At 41.4% G+C, this 18,513-nt stretch carries 32 protein-coding genes and 1 pseudogene; all 33 read left to right on the top strand.

Annotated features, from left to right (window positions below; genetic code table 11):
- Positions 1-383: 383 nt before the first annotated feature.
- The 33 genes and pseudogenes from rpsJ to CDO33_RS17745 all read left to right on the top strand — a co-directional run bounded on the left by rpsJ (position 384) and on the right by CDO33_RS17745 (position 18,406).
- Positions 384-695: a 30S ribosomal protein S10 gene (rpsJ, locus tag CDO33_RS17905; RefSeq protein WP_103082527.1), complete on the top strand. Its 312-nt coding sequence runs from the start codon at positions 384-386 to the stop codon at positions 693-695.
- A gap of 126 nt (positions 696-821) precedes the next feature.
- Complete coding sequence (gene rplC / locus CDO33_RS17900) at positions 822-1,460, top strand: 50S ribosomal protein L3 (protein WP_103082528.1); 639 nt, start codon at positions 822-824, stop codon at positions 1,458-1,460.
- A 23-nt stretch (positions 1,461-1,483) separates the two neighbouring features.
- The gene (gene rplD, locus CDO33_RS17895) at positions 1,484-2,110 is read left to right on the top strand and encodes a 50S ribosomal protein L4 (protein ID WP_103082529.1); all 627 of its coding nucleotides are present in this window, start codon (positions 1,484-1,486) and stop codon (positions 2,108-2,110) included.
- Positions 2,110-2,373, top strand: a pseudogene (rplW, locus tag CDO33_RS17890) (50S ribosomal protein L23); the annotation flags it as partial. The gene rplD and the pseudogene rplW, both read left to right, overlap by 1 nt.
- A 123-nt stretch (positions 2,374-2,496) precedes the next feature.
- A complete protein-coding gene (gene rplB, locus CDO33_RS17885) occupies positions 2,497-3,330 on the top strand; it encodes a 50S ribosomal protein L2 (RefSeq protein WP_103082531.1) in 834 nt (277 codons plus the stop codon).
- 102 nt (positions 3,331-3,432) lie between these two features.
- Positions 3,433-3,717 carry a 30S ribosomal protein S19 gene (rpsS, locus tag CDO33_RS17880; protein ID WP_103082532.1) on the top strand — a complete coding sequence of 95 codons (285 nt, stop codon included), beginning with the start codon at positions 3,433-3,435 and terminating at the stop codon, positions 3,715-3,717.
- Positions 3,718-3,749: 32 nt separating this feature from the next.
- Positions 3,750-4,226, top strand: coding sequence for a 50S ribosomal protein L22 (gene rplV / locus CDO33_RS17875; RefSeq protein WP_103082533.1), 477 nt, complete (start codon positions 3,750-3,752; stop codon positions 4,224-4,226).
- Positions 4,227-4,245: 19 nt separating this feature from the next.
- The gene (rpsC, locus tag CDO33_RS17870; RefSeq protein ID WP_103082534.1) at positions 4,246-4,914 is read left to right on the top strand and encodes a 30S ribosomal protein S3; all 669 of its coding nucleotides are present in this window, start codon (positions 4,246-4,248) and stop codon (positions 4,912-4,914) included.
- Positions 4,914-5,351, top strand: coding sequence for a 50S ribosomal protein L16 (rplP, locus tag CDO33_RS17865; RefSeq protein ID WP_103082535.1), 438 nt, complete (start codon positions 4,914-4,916; stop codon positions 5,349-5,351). Before rpsC ends, rplP begins: the two co-directional genes overlap by 1 nt.
- The gene (gene rpmC, locus CDO33_RS17860) at positions 5,341-5,544 is read left to right on the top strand and encodes a 50S ribosomal protein L29 (RefSeq protein ID WP_103082536.1); all 204 of its coding nucleotides are present in this window, start codon (positions 5,341-5,343) and stop codon (positions 5,542-5,544) included. Before rplP ends, rpmC begins: the two co-directional genes overlap by 11 nt.
- A 26-nt stretch (positions 5,545-5,570) precedes the next feature.
- On the top strand, positions 5,571-5,828 hold the full coding sequence (gene rpsQ, locus CDO33_RS17855) for a 30S ribosomal protein S17 (protein WP_103082537.1): 258 nt from the start codon (positions 5,571-5,573) through the stop codon (positions 5,826-5,828).
- A gap of 22 nt (positions 5,829-5,850) precedes the next feature.
- Positions 5,851-6,219, top strand: coding sequence for a 50S ribosomal protein L14 (gene rplN / locus CDO33_RS17850; RefSeq protein WP_103082538.1), 369 nt, complete (start codon positions 5,851-5,853; stop codon positions 6,217-6,219).
- A gap of 18 nt (positions 6,220-6,237) precedes the next feature.
- Positions 6,238-6,585 (top strand): 50S ribosomal protein L24, encoded by a 348-nt coding sequence (gene rplX / locus CDO33_RS17845; RefSeq protein ID WP_103082539.1) that lies wholly within the window; start codon positions 6,238-6,240, stop codon positions 6,583-6,585.
- A gap of 35 nt (positions 6,586-6,620) precedes the next feature.
- Entirely contained in the window at positions 6,621-7,163 is a 543-nt protein-coding gene (gene rplE / locus CDO33_RS17840) for a 50S ribosomal protein L5 (protein ID WP_103082566.1), read from the top strand.
- 15 nt (positions 7,164-7,178) lie between these two features.
- Positions 7,179-7,364, top strand: a complete 186-nt coding sequence (locus tag CDO33_RS17835) for a type Z 30S ribosomal protein S14 (protein WP_103082540.1) — start codon at positions 7,179-7,181, stop codon at positions 7,362-7,364.
- A 27-nt stretch (positions 7,365-7,391) separates the two neighbouring features.
- Positions 7,392-7,790, top strand: a complete 399-nt coding sequence (rpsH, locus tag CDO33_RS17830; protein WP_103082541.1) for a 30S ribosomal protein S8 — start codon at positions 7,392-7,394, stop codon at positions 7,788-7,790.
- A 106-nt stretch (positions 7,791-7,896) separates the two neighbouring features.
- On the top strand, positions 7,897-8,448 hold the full coding sequence (gene rplF / locus CDO33_RS17825; RefSeq protein ID WP_103082542.1) for a 50S ribosomal protein L6: 552 nt from the start codon (positions 7,897-7,899) through the stop codon (positions 8,446-8,448).
- Between the two features lie 15 nt (positions 8,449-8,463).
- Complete coding sequence (gene rplR, locus CDO33_RS17820) at positions 8,464-8,832, top strand: 50S ribosomal protein L18 (protein WP_103082543.1); 369 nt, start codon at positions 8,464-8,466, stop codon at positions 8,830-8,832.
- A gap of 18 nt (positions 8,833-8,850) precedes the next feature.
- Positions 8,851-9,351 (top strand): 30S ribosomal protein S5, encoded by a 501-nt coding sequence (gene rpsE, locus CDO33_RS17815; RefSeq protein WP_103082544.1) that lies wholly within the window; start codon positions 8,851-8,853, stop codon positions 9,349-9,351.
- Between the two features lie 11 nt (positions 9,352-9,362).
- The gene (gene rpmD, locus CDO33_RS17810; protein WP_103082545.1) at positions 9,363-9,542 is read left to right on the top strand and encodes a 50S ribosomal protein L30; all 180 of its coding nucleotides are present in this window, start codon (positions 9,363-9,365) and stop codon (positions 9,540-9,542) included.
- A gap of 14 nt (positions 9,543-9,556) precedes the next feature.
- Positions 9,557-10,000 carry a 50S ribosomal protein L15 gene (gene rplO / locus CDO33_RS17805; protein ID WP_103082546.1) on the top strand — a complete coding sequence of 148 codons (444 nt, stop codon included), beginning with the start codon at positions 9,557-9,559 and terminating at the stop codon, positions 9,998-10,000.
- 1 nt (position 10,001) lies between these two features.
- Positions 10,002-11,294, top strand: coding sequence for a preprotein translocase subunit SecY (gene secY / locus CDO33_RS17800; protein WP_103082547.1), 1,293 nt, complete (start codon positions 10,002-10,004; stop codon positions 11,292-11,294).
- A gap of 97 nt (positions 11,295-11,391) precedes the next feature.
- The gene (locus tag CDO33_RS17795; RefSeq protein WP_103082548.1) at positions 11,392-12,057 is read left to right on the top strand and encodes an adenylate kinase; all 666 of its coding nucleotides are present in this window, start codon (positions 11,392-11,394) and stop codon (positions 12,055-12,057) included.
- Positions 12,058-12,080: 23 nt separating this feature from the next.
- A complete protein-coding gene (gene map / locus CDO33_RS17790; RefSeq protein WP_103082549.1) occupies positions 12,081-12,845 on the top strand; it encodes a type I methionyl aminopeptidase in 765 nt (254 codons plus the stop codon).
- A gap of 30 nt (positions 12,846-12,875) precedes the next feature.
- A complete protein-coding gene (locus CDO33_RS17785) occupies positions 12,876-13,151 on the top strand; it encodes a KOW domain-containing RNA-binding protein (RefSeq protein WP_103082550.1) in 276 nt (91 codons plus the stop codon).
- A 32-nt stretch (positions 13,152-13,183) separates the two neighbouring features.
- The gene (gene infA / locus CDO33_RS17780) at positions 13,184-13,402 is read left to right on the top strand and encodes a translation initiation factor IF-1 (RefSeq protein WP_103082551.1); all 219 of its coding nucleotides are present in this window, start codon (positions 13,184-13,186) and stop codon (positions 13,400-13,402) included.
- A 73-nt stretch (positions 13,403-13,475) separates the two neighbouring features.
- Complete coding sequence (gene rpmJ / locus CDO33_RS17775; protein WP_103082552.1) at positions 13,476-13,589, top strand: 50S ribosomal protein L36; 114 nt, start codon at positions 13,476-13,478, stop codon at positions 13,587-13,589.
- Between the two features lie 290 nt (positions 13,590-13,879).
- The gene (gene rpsM, locus CDO33_RS17770; protein ID WP_103082553.1) at positions 13,880-14,251 is read left to right on the top strand and encodes a 30S ribosomal protein S13; all 372 of its coding nucleotides are present in this window, start codon (positions 13,880-13,882) and stop codon (positions 14,249-14,251) included.
- Between the two features lie 17 nt (positions 14,252-14,268).
- Positions 14,269-14,673, top strand: coding sequence for a 30S ribosomal protein S11 (gene rpsK, locus CDO33_RS17765; protein WP_103082554.1), 405 nt, complete (start codon positions 14,269-14,271; stop codon positions 14,671-14,673).
- Positions 14,674-15,045: 372 nt separating this feature from the next.
- Positions 15,046-15,672 carry a 30S ribosomal protein S4 gene (gene rpsD / locus CDO33_RS17760; protein ID WP_103082555.1) on the top strand — a complete coding sequence of 209 codons (627 nt, stop codon included), beginning with the start codon at positions 15,046-15,048 and terminating at the stop codon, positions 15,670-15,672.
- Positions 15,673-15,820: 148 nt separating this feature from the next.
- Complete coding sequence (locus CDO33_RS17755; RefSeq protein ID WP_103082556.1) at positions 15,821-16,765, top strand: DNA-directed RNA polymerase subunit alpha; 945 nt, start codon at positions 15,821-15,823, stop codon at positions 16,763-16,765.
- 165 nt (positions 16,766-16,930) lie between these two features.
- On the top strand, positions 16,931-17,455 hold the full coding sequence (locus CDO33_RS17750) for a bL17 family ribosomal protein (RefSeq protein WP_103082557.1): 525 nt from the start codon (positions 16,931-16,933) through the stop codon (positions 17,453-17,455).
- A 93-nt stretch (positions 17,456-17,548) separates the two neighbouring features.
- The gene (locus CDO33_RS17745) at positions 17,549-18,406 is read left to right on the top strand and encodes an energy-coupling factor transporter ATPase (protein ID WP_103082558.1); all 858 of its coding nucleotides are present in this window, start codon (positions 17,549-17,551) and stop codon (positions 18,404-18,406) included.
- Positions 18,407-18,513 lie beyond the last annotated feature (107 nt).

Below are 18,513 nucleotides of genomic sequence, written 5' to 3'. Positions count from 1 at the left end.
CTTTCCGAAGGGCTTCATATCCGCTATTGCAGGTTTTTGTGCTTTATAAACTTTTTTGAAAAATCCCCTTGCAAAAAAAATAATTATATAGTAGAATACTGTATGTTGTGACGTGGCATACGATGAAGTGGGAGATTGCTATTCAGAGAAATAGGGAACTTTCACCGAGAATGTCCGATTCAGAGAAACCGGGCGACAAGTCACTGTACATTTTGCGATATTCACGCTTGAAGTGTGTCTATGTATGAGTACAGCCCAGGTTAACTAGTCGTACAGGCTAAATGATTACCTGGGTTTTTATATAGCTTAATATGAAACACCCGGCATAGTGTACAGAAATTCTTGTTGTACGTGGCAAATTTAGTGTATAAGGAGGTTTACGTATGGCAAACAAACAGAAAATCAGAATCAGGCTGAAGGCTTTTGATCATCAGCTTATCGATCAGTCTGCAGAAAAGATTGTTGAAACAGCAAAGAGGACCGGAGCTAAGGTGTCGGGACCAGTTCCACTGCCTACTGAAAAAGAGGTAATAACAATCCTGAGAGCTCCTCATAAGTATAAAGACTCAAGGGAGCAGTTTGAAATGAGAACACATAAAAGATTGATAGACATATTAGTTCCTACACCAAAGACTGTAGATGCGTTAATGAGATTGGATCTGCCTGCCGGCGTCGATATTGAGATAAAACTGTAAAAAGGATGTTTGTCGTATGGCCAAGTCAGCAATCGCCAGGCATTGCCATAGGACAGCTCAATAAAAGGTCAAGTTCCCATTGCGCTGATGCGAAAATGTGAACCAATAACCATAGGAGGGAAAAGAATGAAGAAATTTATACTTGGTAAAAAGGTCGGAATGACACAGATATTTAATGAAAACGGAATCGCTTTGCCGGTAACTGTTATAGAAGCTGGACCGATAACTGTTGTTCAGAGAAAGACAACCGAAAGCGACGGCTATTCTGCTGTAAGGGTCGGTTTCGAAGGAGTTTCGGAAAAGAAGCTTAACAAGCCTGATAAAGGTATATTTTCAAAGACAAAGATATCACCGTTGAGATATTTGAAGGAGTTCAGAGTTGATGACTCCGATAATTTTGAAGTAGGACAGGAAATCAAGGTTGCTGACATGTTCCAGATCGGTGAAAAAGTTGATGTCAGCGGAATTTCAAAAGGTAAGGGTTTCCAGAGTACAATAAAGAGATTCGGACAGTCCGGTGGTAGAGAAACCCACGGTTCAATGTATCATAGAAGACCTGGTTCCATGGGTCCTAATACGAGCCCGGGAAGAGTTTTCAAAGGTAAAAAGCTGCCCGGACATATGGGAGCGGAAAGGGTAACTGTTCAGAATCTGGAAGTTGTCAAGGTTGACAGTGAAAGAAACTTACTGGTTGTAAAAGGAGCAGTTCCTGGTCCTAAGGGCGGTCTCCTGGAAATAAAGGAAACCGTCAAATCAGGTAAATAACGACTTGGAAGGGAGGATATAAAATGCCAAAAGTTGATTTGTATAACATAAATGGTGAAGTGATTGGTGATATTCAGCTGAAGGATGAAATATTTGGCGTGGAAGTTAACCAAAACGCAATTCACCTTGCGGTTGTAAACCAATTAGCAAATAAAAGACAAGGTACACAATCTACCAAAACCAAAAGTGAAGTAAGAGGCGGCGGTATAAAGCCTTGGAGACAAAAAGGAACAGGTAGGGCAAGACAGGGAAGCATACGTTCAGCCCAGTGGATAAAGGGTGGTATCGTATTAGGTCCCAAGCCCAGATCTTACAGATATACACTGCCGAAAAAAGTAAAGAGGCTTGCTCTTAAATCGGCATTAAGCTCAAAGGTTGTAGATAATGACATCCTTGTACTGGATAAATTCGGTTTCGACAGCATAAAGACGAAGCAGTTCGTAAATGTGCTGAAGAACTTGAAGTTGGAAAATGAAAGCGCTTTGGTGGTTTTGGCAAACAAGGATGAAAATGTTGAGAAATCTGCCCGCAATATACCGGGGATTAAAACATCCCTTGTAAATACGATAAATGTTTATGACCTTATGAAGTATAACAAGCTTATACTCACAAAGGATGCTGTTTCGAAAGTTGAGGAGGTGTACGCATAATGAAAAGCCCGGAAGAAATCATTAAAAGACCGTATATTACAGAAAAGAGCAATGAGGAAATAGCTAACGGCAAGTACACCTTTGTAGTTGATGTCAATGCTACAAAAACCGATATAAAAAATGCTGTGGAGAAATTATTCCAGGTTAAGGTTGTTCAGGTTAATACGGTCAATTATGAAGGAAAGACAAAGAGAATGGGTGTACATGTGGGACCAAGACCGGATTGGAAGAAAGCCATAGTAAAAATTGATACAGATCCTAAGCCGGAAACCTATAAGGTAAAAGGCGGCAAGGAAACTACAAGCAGCAAGAAGTACAAAACAAGTATAGAAGAATTCGGTATATCGTGATAGTAGATATAAGAGATATGAAGGAGTGAGAGTAAGATGGCAATCAAAAAGTATAGTCCTACTTCACCCGCCAGAAGGTTTATGACGGTTTCCACCTTTGAGGAAATCACTAAAAAGGCCCCTGAGAAATCCTTAGTGGAGCCTCTCAAAAAGAACGGCGGAAGAAACTCATACGGTAGGATCACTGTTCGTCACCAGGGTGGCGGAGCGAAACAGAAATATAGAATAATTGATTTCAAACGTAACAAGGACGGAATAAAAGCTAAAGTAGTAGCTATTGAATATGATCCTAACAGGACTGCAAATATTGCACTTCTCCAGTATTTAGACGGTGAAAAGAGATATATCCTTGCACCTGTTGATCTTAAGGTAGGGGATATAGTTGAATCCGGAGAAAATGCCGATATCAGACCCGGAAATGCACTGCCCCTCGCCAATATGCCTGTTGGTACCATTATTCATAACATTGAATTAAAACCAGGCAAAGGTGGACAACTGGTAAGAGCTGCCGGTAATGCAGCCCAGCTGATGGCAAAAGAAGGAGCATATGCTCAGGTTAGACTTCCTTCCGGCGAAGTAAGAGCTGTATCCATAAACTGCAGAGCAACTATCGGACAGGTAGGAAATTTGGATCATGAGAATGTTTCTATCGGTAAAGCCGGAAGAAAAAGATGGATGGGTATCAGACCTACCGTTCGTGGTGTCGTAATGAACCCTGTAGACCATCCTCATGGTGGTGGAGAAGGTAAATCTCCTATAGGAAGACCGAGCCCTGTTACTCCTTGGGGTAAACCGACGCTGGGTTACAAGACCAGGAAGAAGGGCAAGAAGTCTGATAAGTATATCATAAAGAGAAGGAATGCTAAATAATCAGCTTGACAGGGGATAAGTATGGAGCAGGTAACCGGTAACGGAGGAAATCCTGCAGCCATATGAAACCTGTGCCATATATGTCGAAAGGAGGATTTGTAAATGAGCAGATCGTTAAAAAAAGGGCCATATGTGTTACCTTCACTTCTTAAGAAAATTGAAGAAATGAATAAGGCCAATGAGAAAAAAGTGATCAAGACATGGTCAAGAGCATCGACGATATTTCCTCAGATGGTAGGACATACAATCGCAGTGCATGACGGAAGAAAACACGTGCCTGTTTATATAACTGAAGAAATGGTAGGCCATAAGTTGGGAGAATTTGCTCCAACAAGAACTTTTAAAGGCCACAGCGGTCATACCGAAAAGTCGACCGCACTGAAATAATATTTATTTGCGACTGAAAGGAGGAATCCTAGTTGGAGAAAAAGGTTAGATCAAAGGAAGAGCTTCTTAAGGAAAAGGATCACTTATTAGAAGTTTATAACTCTGAACATAGAAGGAACAAGAAGCCAGGCTTGCTCACAAAGAAGGAAAGAAAAGCTTTGGGTATAGGCAAGGATCAGGGAAAAGCAATACTGAGAAATGCCCGTATATCATCCAGAAAGGTTAAGATAGTTCTTGATCTTATAAAGAACAAACCCCTTGAAGAAGCTTATGCAATAGTAAAATTTACACCTAAAGCAGCATCGGAGATTTTGTACAAGCTCCTTAAATCCGCGGAGGCTAATGCAGTTAACAACAATGGCTTGAACAAGGATGTTTTGTATGTAGCAGATGCTGTGGCATCACAAGGCCCCACCTTGAAGAGAATGAGGCCGAGAGCACAGGGCAGAGGCTTCAGGATAAACAAAAGGACAAGTAACATAACCGTAGTATTAAAGGAAAAAAAGTAAAGGAAAAGGAGGTTAGAGGATGGGCCAAAAGGTAAATCCGCATGGATTAAGGATCGGAATCATAAAAGATTGGGATACAAAATGGTATGCTAACGATAAGAACTTCAGCGAATTTTTGGTTGAAGACTATAAAATAAGAAAATATATAAAGAAAAAACTTTATGCTGCGGGTATTTCAAGGATAGAAATTGAAAGGGCTGCAAATAAGGTTAAAGTTAATGTAAATACGGCAAAACCCGGATTGGTAATAGGAAAAGGTGGAGCCGGAATTGAAGAGCTCAGGAAAGAGCTTGAAAAATTGACAGGCAAGAGTATCCTCATTAACATAACTGAGATCAAGAATCCTGAGACAGACGCTCAGCTGGTTGCAGAAAGCATCGCTTCTCAGTTGGAAAAGAGAATCTCTTTCAGAAGGGCTATGAAGCAGGCAATGTCAAGGGCTATGAAACTGGGAGTAAAAGGTATTAAGACTGCAGTTTCCGGACGTCTTGGCGGCGCAGAAATAGCCAGAACCGAACATTATCATGAGGGTACTATTCCTTTACAGACTTTAAGAGCTGATATAAACTATGGTTTTGCAGAAGCAGATACCACATATGGTAAAATTGGTGTAAAAGTTTGGATATATAAAGGTGAAGTACTTCCAGCCGTTAAGAAGGATAAGAAAGCGGAAGGAGGAGAACAGTAATGTTAATGCCTAAAAGGGTCAAGCACAGAAAGGTTCAGCGCGGAAGAATGAAGGGCGTTGCCACCAGGGGAAATGTAGTTTCCAATGGTGAATTCGGACTTCAGGCTATGGAACCTGCATGGATAACCAGCAACCAGATTGAGGCTGCCAGAATAGCCATGACACGTTTTATCAAAAGAGGCGGAAAGGTATGGATAAAGATATTCCCGGATAAGCCGGTTACTCAGAAACCTGCCGAAACACGTATGGGTAGCGGAAAAGGCTCTCCGGAGTATTGGGTAGCGGTTGTAAAACCAGGAAGAATATTATTTGAAATCGCAGGCGTATCGGAAGAAGTAGCAAGAGAAGCATTAAGGCTTGCTTCTCATAAGCTTCCCATAAAGTGCAAATTTGTAGCCCGCGAAAAGGAAATGGGTGGTGAAGCAAATGAAAGCTAGTGAAATCAGAGAAAAAACACAGGTTGAACTGGAAAAAGAATTGAATGATTTAAAGTCTGAACTTTTTAAGTTGAGATTTCAGCTTGCTACTAATCAGCTTGAAAACCCAATGAAGTTGAGAGATGTTAAGAAATCTATCGCTCGTATAAAGACTATAATGCGTGAAAACGAGTTAAAGGGGAAAGTAAAGTAATTTTCGCCTGAAAGGAGGTAAACCGAGTGGTTGAAAGAGGCTTAAGAAAGACAAGAGTCGGCAAGGTTGTAAGCGACAAGATGGATAAAACAATCGTTGTGGCAGTCGAGGATAGCGTAAGGCATCCATTATATAAAAAGATAATGAAGAGGACTTACAAATTGAAAGCCCATGATGAAAATAATGAGTGCAGAGTGGGCGACAGGGTTAGAGTAATGGAAACTCGTCCCCTCAGCAAAGAAAAAAGATGGAGACTTGTGGAAATAATAGAAAAGGCACGGTAATTTACTGGAAGGAGGTATTAGCATGATTCAAGTTCAGTCAAGGCTGAAGGTTGCTGACAATACCGGTGCAAAAGAACTTATGTGCATAAAAGTACTAGGTGGTTCATGGAGAAAGTATGCAAACATAGGCGATGTCATAATTGCTTCGGTTAAAAATGCAACACCCGGCGGTGTTGTTAAAAAAGGCGACGTTGTCAAGTGCGTTATTGTACGTTCTAAAAAAGGAGTTAGAAGAGCAGACGGTTCATATATAAAATTTGATGAGAATGCGGCGGTTATAATCAGAGAGGACAAAAACCCAAGAGGAACCCGTATATTTGGGCCTGTCGCAAGAGAATTAAGGGATAAGGATTTCATGAAAATTTTGTCCCTCGCACCAGAAGTTTTATAAGGGAGGAGGCGGCTTAAGTTGGCTAACAAGGTTCATGTGAAAAAGGGAGATACTGTATACGTTCTTTCCGGAAAAGACAAGGGAAAGAAGGGTAAAGTTCTTAGAGTTATTCCTGATAAAAGCATGGTGATCGTTGAAGGTGTGAACATGTCCACAAAGCATGTTAAACCTAGAAATGCATACCAGCAAGGTGGCATTATCCATCAGGAATCACCTATAAACAGCTCCAAGGTTATGCTTGTTTGCGAGAGATGCGGCAAACCGACAAAGATTGGTAAGCGCATACTGGAGAACGGAGAAAAACAGAGGGTTTGCAAAAAGTGCAATGAAGTTATAGATGTAATAAAGAAAGCTAAGGAAGATTAAGGATGTTTTGAGAAAGGAGGTTATATATAGTGACAGTGGCAAGATTAAAAGAGAAATATACTAACGAAGTAATTCCGGCTTTACAAGCTAAATTTAAATATAAAAGTCCAATGGAAGTACCTAAATTGGAAAAGGTCGTTTTGAATATGGGTGTTGGGGAAGTCAAGGAAAACCCCAAGGCATTGGATGCAGCAGTGAATGATATGGCTATAATCACCGGGCAAAAGCCTGCTGTAACTAAAGCAAAGAAGTCTGTTGCAGCTTTCAAGGTAAGAGAAGGCATGAGCATAGGATGCAGGGTTACACTGCGCGGCAACAGGATGTATGAGTTTGTCGACAAGCTTTTTAATGTTGCATTGCCTAGAGTTAGAGACTTTAGAGGAGTTTCCACCAATTCCTTTGACGGTAGAGGAAACTACTCAATGGGCGTAAAAGAGCAATTGATTTTCCCTGAAATCGAGTACGATAAGGTAGATAAAATCAGAGGTATGGATATCACCTTTGTTACAACAGCCAAAAGTGATGAAGAGGCTAAAGAGCTTTTGAAGCTTCTCGGCATGCCTTTTAGCCAGAGTTAAGGGAGGGAATAACGCATGGCAAAGAAATCAATGATCATAAAGCAGCAGAGACCCCCAAAATTTAGCACCAGGGCATACAACCGGTGCAAAATATGCGGAAGGCCTCATGCATACATGAGGAAGTTCGGCGTATGCCGTCTATGCTTCAGGGATTTGGCTTATAAAGGACAGATACCCGGTGTTAAAAAAGCAAGTTGGTAATTCAATCGTTGAAAGGAGGTTAAGCATATGCAGATAACAGATGCAATTGCTGATATGTTGACCAGAATTAGAAATGCTAGTTCAGCAAAACATGAGTCAGTTGATGTGCCGGCTTCAAATATGAAGAGGGCAATTGCCCAGATATTACTGGATGAAGGTTATATAAAGGGCTTCGAAGATATTGATGACGGCAAGCAGGGTATATTGAGGATCACTTTGAAATATACAGCGAATAAGCAAAATGTAATAACAGGTATTAAGCGCATAAGCAAGCCCGGTTTGAGAGTATACGCTTCCAAGGATGAATTGCCAAAGGTTCTCGGAGGCTTGGGTATAGCGATAGTATCGACTTCCAAAGGTATAATGACTGATAAAAAGGCAAGACAGAACGGTGTTGGCGGAGAAGTTCTTGCGTTCGTATGGTAAGATATGATAAGCTAAAGGTTGATAAATTGTTTCTGAAAAGAGCAGCGGTGACTGCTCGGATGTGCAGTTATGACTGCTCATAATTTAAGAACTGGAGGTGCAACAAATGTCTAGAATTGGTAAGTTGCCGATAGCCATACCTTCCGGTGTGGATGTAAAGGTGGACAATAACAATGTAGTTACCGTAAAAGGTAGCAAAGGTACTTTGACAAAAGAATTTCACAAAGACATGATAATCAAGGTTGATGGCGGTTTTGTTACCGTCCAGAGACCAAGTGATGATAAAATGCATAAAGCATTGCATGGTTTGACACGCACTCTCATAAATAACATGGTTGAAGGTGTAACCAAAGGTTATGAAAAGCATCTTGAGATTGTCGGAGTCGGTTTCAGAGCTGTAAAACAGGGTAAAAAACTCGTTCTTACTTTGGGATATTCCCATCCGGTAGAAATGGAGGAGCCGGCTGGTATTACAGTTGAGGTTCCTGCACCAAACAAACTGGTAGTGAAGGGAATTGACAAGCAAGCTGTAGGAGAGTTCGCCGCAAAGATCAGGTCTAAGCGTGAACCTGAGGTTTATAAAGGAAAAGGTATAAGGTATGAAGGCGAAGTGGTTAAACTCAAAGAAGGTAAGACCGGCGGCAAAGGTAAGAAGTAGGAAGGAGTGAGATAAATGATAAAAAAGCCAAGTAAAAACGTTGCAAGGCTTAGGAAGCATCTGAGGGTACGCAAAAAGGTAAGCGGTACTCCGGAGCGCCCAAGATTGAATGTTTACAGAAGTTTGAAAAATATATATGCCCAGATAATTGACGATAAAAGCGGAAGAACACTGGTTGCCGCATCAAGCCTTGATGAAGCTTTAAAAGGAAAACTTCAGTACGGCGGAAATAAAGAAGCTGCTAGGGAAGTTGGAAAGCTGATTGCGCAGAAGGCACTGGACAAAGGTATTGAGTCAGTTGTATTCGACAGAGGCGGTTATATCTATCACGGAAGAGTGAAAGAACTTGCAGAAGGTGCAAGGGAAGCCGGCTTAAAATTTTAGTGAAAGGAGTGAAAGATATTGCAACGCATTGATGCTAGTACATTGGATCTGAAAGAAAAGGTTGTTAATATAGGCCGTGTAACAAAGGTTGTTAAGGGCGGTAGAAATTTCCGTTTCAGTGCCCTGGTTGTTGTAGGAGACGAAAATGGTCACGTAGGAACTGGAATGGGTAAGGCTGCTGAAATTCCTGACGCTATAAGGAAGGGAATTGAAGATGCGAAAAAGAACCTTATAAAGGTTCCGATCGTGGAAACAACCGTTCCTCACGAAGTAATTGGTGAGTTTGGTGCAGGCAAGGTTCTGGTAAAACCAGCTGCCCCAGGTACGGGAGTTATTGCAGGAGGTCCCGTCAGAGCGGTTTTGGAGCTTGCCGGAATAAGAGATATAAGAACTAAGTCCCTGGGTTCAAATAACCCTATAAATATGGTAAATGCAACTATCGATGCTCTTTCACAGTTAAAGACAGTTGAGGAAGTGGCTAGACTGCGCGGAAAGACTGTAGAAGAGATTCAGGGTTAGGAGGCACTTCAATGGCTAAGTTAAAGATTACTTTAGTAAGAGGGATAAACAAGGCAAAGGAAAAACAGGTTGCTACAGTTAAAGCTCTCGGTCTGAAAAAGATAGGAAGCTCTGTAGAACATGAAGATAACCCTCAGATAAGAGGTATGATAAATAAGGTTTCCCATCTGGTATCGGTTGAGGAAATATAAAGGAGGTGCAAATCATGAAACTTCACGAGTTAAAGCCTGCTGAAGGTGCAAAGAGGGCACCTTATAGGAAAGGCAGAGGACCCGCATCCGGAAATGGTAAAACTGCCGGAAGAGGACACAAGGGCCAGAATGCCCGTGCCGGCGGCGGTGTAAGACGCGGCTTTGAAGGCGGACAAATGCCTTTGTACAGAAGAATTCCCAAGAGAGGATTCAACAACAAGTTATTTGCAACTAAGTATGCTGAGATAAATGTTTCAGACTTGAATATTTTCGAAGACGGTGCGGTTGTTACTCTGGATGTACTAAAAGAAAGCGGACTTGTAAAGAAGGTTCTTGATGGCGTTAAAGTTTTAGGAAACGGAGACCTCACAAAGAAACTTACGGTACAAGCTGCTAAATTTACTAAGTCAGCTTCGGAAAAAATAGAGGCTGCAGGAGGAAAGGCCGAGGTGGTATAGTATGGGTGGTATGCTGGAAACAATAAGGAATGCCTGGAAGATTCCTGACCTGAGAAAGAAGATGTTGTTTACTATTTTAATGCTGGTTATTTACAGAATAGGAGCTCATATTCCTGTTCCCGGGTTAGATGCTGATGTGTTTGCAAGACTGGCTAGTTCCGGAGGCCAACTTTTTGGATATATTGATATTATTTCGGGTGGTGCCTTTCAATCAGCATCAATTTTTGCTATGAGCATAACACCATACATCAACTCATCCATCATAATGCAGCTGTTGACAGTTGCAATTCCTAAACTTGAACAGTTGGCCAAAGAAGGGGAAGAAGGAAGAAAGCTTATAGCCCAGTATACCAGATATGTGGCTGTCGCTCTGGGATTTCTTCAGGCCACCGGTTTGTATTTCGGGCTGTCCAGCGCAATAATTGGGGGAAGGTCAGTCATCAGCTATATTACAATCACTCTCACTTTTACTGCCGGTACGGCATTCCTGATGTGGCTTGGTGAGCAAATCACGGAGTCCGGAGTAGGAAACGGCATATCGCTTATCATATTTGCTGGTATTGTTTCCAGAGGTCCCCGGGCGGCCATAATTATTGCCAACTATTACACCGCTGGTACTCTCGGAAAAGGTTTTCTCGGTATATTAGCGATCATCGCTCTTGTAGCTTTATTTATAGCGGTTATGGCAGCTGTCATATGGGTGAATGAGGCTGAGCGCAGAATTCCCGTACAGTATGCAAAGAGGGTCGTGGGTAGGAAGGTATACGGTGGACAAAGCACACATATACCGATAAAGGTAAACCTGGCAGGTGTTATGCCGATAATCTTTGCCATGTCCATCACTTCTTTGCCTTCAACTTTGATATCATTTTTTGCGCCGAACTCAACAAACCCGATTGTATTATGGTTTAAGGATATTCAGCAGGGTATTGGATTCGCATTGATAAATGCAGTATTGATCATGTTCTTTACATTCTTCTATACTGTCATTCAGTTCAACCCTGTTGAGATTGCCAACAATATGAAAAAGAACGGTGGATTTATTCCTGGTATCAGGCCGGGAAGGCCTACTTCCGATTATATATCTAAAGTTTTAAACAGACTTACATGGTTTGGTGGTTTGTTTCTGGCTTTAATTACTATATTCCCAACTATATTCGGAGCAATATTCAAAATTCAAGGTATATGGTTTGGAGGAACTTCCTTGCTGATCTTAGTCGGAGTTGCACTGGATACTGTTAAGCAAATAGAATCACAGATGCTTATGAGACACTACAAGGGATTCCTGGAATAAAACTTTTAAAGAAGAGGAATGAAGACTCAAATAGGGGATATACATATTTGGATCTTCATTCTGTATTCTTGTTTTTATTGATTGTTTGGAGGCAGCTATGAGACTTATTATGCTAGGTGCGCCTGGCGCCGGTAAAGGTACTCAGGCAGTTATTCTGTCGGAAAGGTTTAATATACCTCATATATCTACCGGTGATATATTCAGGAGCAATATAAAAGAAGGAACGGAACTTGGCAAGAAAGCCAAGGAATATATTGATAAAGGTTTGCTGGTTCCTGATGAAATCACAATCGGCATTGTAAAAGACAGACTTTTGCAGCCTGACTGCAGGAACGGCTTTATATTGGATGGATTTCCAAGAACAATACCGCAGGCTCAGTATTTGGATAAAGCACTGGAAGATATGGGTATCATGTTGGACGCAGTTATCAATATTTATGTTTCTGATGACGAAATAGTAAGAAGGATGTCTGGCAGGCGTGTTTGCCCGAGCTGCGGAATGAGTTACCATACGGATTATAATCCTCCCGGAAAGAATGGGGAGTGTTCCGGATGTGGTACAGCAGTGGTGCAAAGGGAGGATGACAGGGAAGAGACTGTCATAAAGAGGCTTCAAACCTATCATGCTCAGACAGAACCTTTGATAGACTACTACGAAAAACAGGGAAAAATACTGACTGTCACAGGTAGGGATAAGATAGAGGATACTACCGGAGAACTGTTCAGCTCTCTGGATAGTTTCAGGCAAAAGATGTCTTCATAAGAAAGCAATAAGGTGTTGGAAGTATGATATCCATAAAATCAAAAAGTGAGTTAGAAATAATGAAAAAAGGCGGGAAGATTCTTGCCGCTGCTTTAGAAAAGGTGAAAGAGGCTGCGAAGCCGGGGGTGACAACCCAGGAGCTCGATAGCCTAGTAGAGCAGTTTATAATAAAGAGTGGAGCGATACCATCATTTAAAGGCTATGAAGGGCTTCCTGGCGCTGTCGACTTTCCGGGAAGCATTTGCGCATCGGTCAATGATGAAGTTGTCCATGGTATCCCCGGTTTAAGACAGTTAAAAAATGGAGATATTATAAGTGTTGACATCGGCGTATATTATGAAGGTTTTCATACGGATGCAGCTAGGACTTTTGCCATAGGAGACATAACCCCTGAGGCTGAAAGGTTGATTAAGGTAACTGAAGAGAGTTTTTTCGAGGGCATCAAACATGCGGTGAAAGGCAAAAGGATAGTTGATATCTCGGCAGCTATTCAGGACCATGTAGAAAAGAACGGGTATTCTGTAGTCAGGGACTATGTTGGTCATGGAATAGGCCGGGAAATGCACGAACTACCTCAGATTCCTAATTTCAGGACAAGAGAACGCGGTCCTCGTCTTGAACCTGGTTTTACGTTGGCTATTGAACCGATGGTAAATCAGGGAGGATACCAGGTAAAGCTGCTTAAGAACCGCTGGACTGTTGTAACTGCAGACGGAAGCTTATCTGCCCATTATGAAAATACGATAGCTGTTACCGATGGGGAGCCTATTATTCTGACTATACTTTAATGAGTGCATAGTTGGTTGAGGTGATTAAAATTGGATACTGTCCTAGGACAGGTGGTCTTCTCAAAAGCCGGAAGAGACGCAGGCAAAAGGTTTGTGGTAGTAGGCATTGTCGATAGCATGTACGTGCTGATATCTGATGGAAACCTAAGAAGAATTGAAAAACCCAAAAAGAAAAAGAAAAAGCATCTGGAACTGTCGGAAACGGTAATTGAAAGCATAGGCAACAGGCTTTTGACCGGGCAAAAGGTATCAAATGCAGATATAAGAAAAGCATTAGCTGAACTTGACGGAACGATGAATAGTTGATATGAAAGCCTATATAAAGGAGGTTTTTGGTTTTGTCCAAGGAAGATGTTATTGAGGTAGAGGGAACGGTAGTGGAAGCTCTGCCAAACGCTATGTTCGAAGTAGAACTGGAGAATGGTCACAAGGTTCTGGCACATATCTCCGGTAAGTTAAGGATGAATTTTATCAGGATTTTACCGGGAGATAAAGTAACTTTAGAGCTCTCGCCCTACGATCTGTCCCGAGGCAGGATAACATGGAGAGCCAAATAAGCGCTAATACAAAGTAACGTATAATAGCATGATTTGATACTAACGAGAAGGAATAGTCGAAGGAGGGGTTATAATGAAGGTAAAGCCATCTGTTAAGGTTATATGCGAAAAGTGTAAAATAATAAGAAGAAAAGGCAGAGTCATGGTTATCTGCGAAAACCCGAAGCACAAACAGAAGCAGGGTTAATGCGCAGGTTAGCGTTGCGGAATATGGTCGGCAGTTGACAACAGGCAAATTATTTAATATAATTTTAACTTGCTTGTTGTCAACTGCCGGCTGAAGTTGGCAGTTGACTAGAAACCTTACAGGCTTAAGTATTCAACATTCACAAGTAATATTACATCCGGGAGCGGCTGCATGATATAATGGGGTGCAAAATATTGTGCAACATTAATCATGTCCTGAGGTGTTTATTATAAAAACTACAATTATTTAAACTGAAAAGATGAGATTTTAACTTGGAGGTGTAAAAACTAATGGCTCGTATCGCCGGAGTTGATTTGCCCAGAGAAAAAAGGGCAGAAATTGGTTTGACGTATATATATGGAATAGGTAGGGCTAAAGCAAATGAAATCTTGGCTAAAACCGGCGTCAACCCAGATACAAGGATCAGAGATTTGACTGATGATGAAATTGCAAAGCTGAGAGAAGTTATAGACAAGGAATATAAAGTTGAAGGTGACCTCAGAAGAGAGGTAGCCCTCAATATCAAGAGACTTATTGAGATAGGATGCTATAGAGGAAGAAGGCACAGACTGGGTCTGCCTGTCAGGGGACAGAGAACCAAAACTAATGCCAGAACGAGAAAAGGTCCAAAGAAAACCGTTGGTGTACAAAGAAAGAAATAAAGGAGGTTGAAATCTGAATGGCGACAAAAGCTGCTGGTGCAAAGAAAACCACCAGAAAAAGAAGAGAACGTAAAAATATCGAACGTGGTGCAGCGCATATCCGTTCTTCATTTAATAATACAATTGTAACAATGACAGATACAGCAGGAAATGCAATATCATGGGCAAGCGCAGGTGGATTGGGCTTTAGGGGATCCAAAAAGAGCACACCTTTTGCTGCTCAGATGGCTGCAGAAACAGCAGCAAAAGCTGCTATGGAGCACGGCCTGAAATATGTAGAAGTATATGTAAAAGGACCAGGTTCAGGAAGGGAAGCTGCCATAAGAGCATTACAGGCTGCTGGTCTGGAAGTGAGCCTGATAAAGGACGTAACTCCCATTCCTCACAATGGATGCAGGCCTCCTAAGAGAAGAAGAGTGTAATATTCAGGTTGGCGTGTACAAGTTTGCGTCGATATAGGAAGTCAACGTCGCATATCGAAGGCACGTTATAAGTTCAACTTATTTTAAGAATATTTACGGATAGCCTTTCTTATAAGAAAAATGCTTATAAGAAAAGCTCAAGGCAGTACTACTCATCGTATAGCGGCTTTGGACCATGTGCCATTATGCAGCTTAAGGTTCGCCGGGTATATTGATGAACCTTCCGTAGATTATTCTTTGGTAATTTTGATATTAGCTACGTTCATTATATATTATATGTTTATGTAAGATGGTTACAATTGATGATGACAGTATGTGAAGCAGGTTTGTATCAGCAATTGTAAATTCATATCGTTGGAGGTGTAAATTTAGATGGCAAGATATACAGAAGCATCTTGCAGACTCTGCCGCAGAGAAGGGGAAAAGCTTTTTCTGAAGGGTGAAAGATGCTATACAAATAAATGCGCAATTTCTAGAAGAGCATACGCTCCCGGACAGCATGGACAGAATAAAAAGAAATTGTCCGAATATGGTCTTCAGCTTCGCGAAAAGCAGAAAGCAAGAAGATTCTATGGAGTTCTTGAAAGCCAGTTCAGAAAGTATTTTGAAATGGCATTAAAAACTAAAGGTGTTACAGGTGAAAACCTTCTTAAAATATTGGAAAGCAGACTCGACAATGTTGTCTACAGGCTTGGTCTGGCTATGTCTAGACCTGAAGCAAGGCAGCTCGTCAGACATTCTCATTTTACTGTAAACGGTAAAAAGGTAAATATACCTTCATATCTTCTTAAAGTTGGGGATGTTATAGCTGTTACCGACAAAAGCAAGAGTTCACCCAAATTTAAGGCTATGTTGGACGCAACCAACGGAAGACTTGTTCCAAAGTGGTTGGAATTTGATGCTGAGAATTTAACTGGAAAGGTAGTTGCACAGCCATCAAGAGAGGATATAGACCTGCCTATCAGTGAACACCTTATTGTTGAGCTATATTCCAAGTAATATCTGGTGGTTAGATGTTTTATCACCGATATTCTTGGAACAGCAACTGAAGTTAAATTTGAATTTATTATAGATAGACCGCATTGGATTTTATGAATCAGTTGCCCTCAGAAATTTTAAAGTTTACTTAAGGGAGGGTTTGTTGGTAATGGAAATGGAAAAGCCAAAGATTGAATGTGTAGCCACAAGTGAGGATAACACTTACGGGAAATTTGTTGTGGAACCTCTGGAAAGAGGATATGGAATCACACTGGGAAACTCATTGAGAAGGATACTTTTGTCATCTTTGCCGGGTGTTGCTGTAACATCAATAAAGATTGACGGTGTTTTGCATGAGTTTTCCACCATACCTGGAGTAATTGAGGATGTCACGGAAATTATCCTGAACATTAAGGAGATATCCTTTAAGCTTAACGGAGAAGGCCCCAAAGTAGTTTATATTGATGCTGATGGTGAAGGAGAGGTTACTGCCGGAGACATTAAAGCTGATGCCGATGTGGAGATTCTTAATCCAAATCATCATATAGCTACGTTGAATGGTGACCACAGGCTGTACATGGAGTTGACCATCAACAAAGGCAGAGGATATGTTTCCGCTGAGAACAACAAGCAACCTGGTCAGCCAATAGGTATTATTCCGGTTGATTCGATCTATACACCGATCAGAAAGGTCAACTATACTGTAGAAAATACCCGTGTTGGCCAGTTTACAGATTATGACAAGCTTACTCTGGAAGTTTGGACAAATGGAAGCATAAAGCCGGACGAGTCAATAAGCCTTGGGGCGAAAATATTGAGCGAACACCTGAACCTTTTCATCGATCTCTCAGATCATGCAAAACATGCTGAGATATTGGTGGAAAAGGAAGAGACCAAGAAGGAAAAAGTTCTTGAGATGACTATTGAGGAACTGGATCTCTCCGTAAGGTCGTACAACTGCTTGAAGAGAGCAGGTATAAATACGGTAGAAGACCTGACAAACAGGACGGAAGAGGATATGATGAAGGTAAGGAACCTCGGAAGAAAGTCTCTTGAAGAGGTACTTCAAAAGCTTGGTGCTTTAGGGTTATCGCTTGCACCCAGTGAAGAATGATTATGCCGCTATGACAAGCAGGCAGTATACTTAGCAAAAAATAACTAAAATACTGAAAATAAAGGCAATAGGGTAAACTAAATACCATTAGAGCAGAGCATGCATGTTTCAGATTTTATAGCTGACTGCTGCCTGTTGCCAGGATCAGGTAAGGGAGGGAATTTAATGGCACTACAAAGAAAGCTTGGTCGTCCTACAGACCAAAGGAAGGCGATTTTAAAAAGCCTTGTAACATCCTTGTTGCAGAACGGTAAGATCCAAACTACTGAGGCTAGAGCCAAGGAAGTTAAAAATATTGCAGAAAAACTGATATCGATTGCTGTAAGCGAAGTTGACAATTTTACTTCTAAACAGGTAAAGGTCAGCAAAGCAAAATTGGACAGCGACGGCAGGAAGATAACTAAAACAGTTACATCCAAGAATGGCAGAAAGTATGAAGTGGTTGACAGAGAGATAAAAACCGATATGGTTACTGTTGACAGCCCTTCAAGGCTGAATGCCAGAAGAAAGGCAATTAACTGGGTTTACAGAGTTAAAGACGAGAACGGCAAGCCTATAAATGTTGTTGACAAGTTGTTCGACGAAATAGCGCCAAAATATAAAGGAAAGAATGGCGGCTACACAAGGATATACAAGCTTGGACCAAGAAGAGGCGATGCTGCTGAGGTTGTAATTCTCGAATTGGTGTAAAATAACATAAGAATATTGTTTGCTATGGGATTAAGCGGAACTTGGTTCAGCATAATCCCTAATTTTATATAGACAGGTTATAGGAAAATAAATATGAGCGATAAAATGTTTGAGTTAAAAAATGTATCATATATATATAAATCGGATCAGGAGGCAATAAAGGATCATAAGGCCTTGAACAGTCTAAATTTGAAGATTGAAAAGGGACAGTTTGTTGTTATTATAGGCAGGAATGGCTCCGGCAAATCAACCTTTTCAAGGCTTTTGAATGCTCTTCTGATACCGACGGAGGGAACTGTCCTGGTAAAGGGAATGGACACCAGGGATCCCGACCGGCTGTGGGAAATCCGGAGGAGTGCCGGCATGGTGTTCCAAAATCCGGATAATCAGATAGTGGGCACAGTGGTTGAGGAGGATGTAGCCTTTGGGCCCGAAAATATGGGTGTTGAACCATCAGAAATCAGAAAGCGCGTGGACGAGTCCCTGAAAGCTGTGGGTATTTACGAATTGAAGAAAAATGCTCCCCATTTGCTGTCCGGAGGTCAGAAGCAGAGGGTGGCTATTGCCGGCATTCTTGCTATGAAACCGGAATGCATAATTCTGGACGAAGCTACTTCCATGCTGGACCCGGTAGGTAGAAGAGAAGTTATGGGAGTGCTGAAAAAACTCAATAAGGAAGAAAATATCACCATAATCCATGTAACCCATTATATGGATGAGGCAGCGGAAGCAGACCGGGTTATAATAATTGACAACGGCAGTATAGTGATGGATGGAAAGCCCGGGGATGTGTTTTCCAACGTACCGGGCATAAAAAATCTGGGTCTGGATGTTCCCCAGGTGACCGAGCTTTTTTATGAGCTGAATAAGGAAGGGTATAGTTTCCCCACAAACGTGCTTAATGTGGAGGATGCCGGCAGGGTGCTGGCTAAAGCAATGAAATCCCAATAAAACCATACGGGGATGGCTATGTTTTGCATAGCAAAAAGTGTATTGGGAAAATTGAAAATGTCGTTATAAGGATGTATTGACCGTAATTAACAACCTTATAGAAAAAT

The organism is Clostridium thermosuccinogenes (assembly GCF_002896855.1).
Classification (GTDB): Bacteria; Bacillota; Clostridia; order Acetivibrionales; family DSM-5807; genus Pseudoclostridium; species Pseudoclostridium thermosuccinogenes.
Note: the sequence above shows the minus strand (reverse complement) of the source record. Positions and strands in the feature narration are given on the sequence as shown.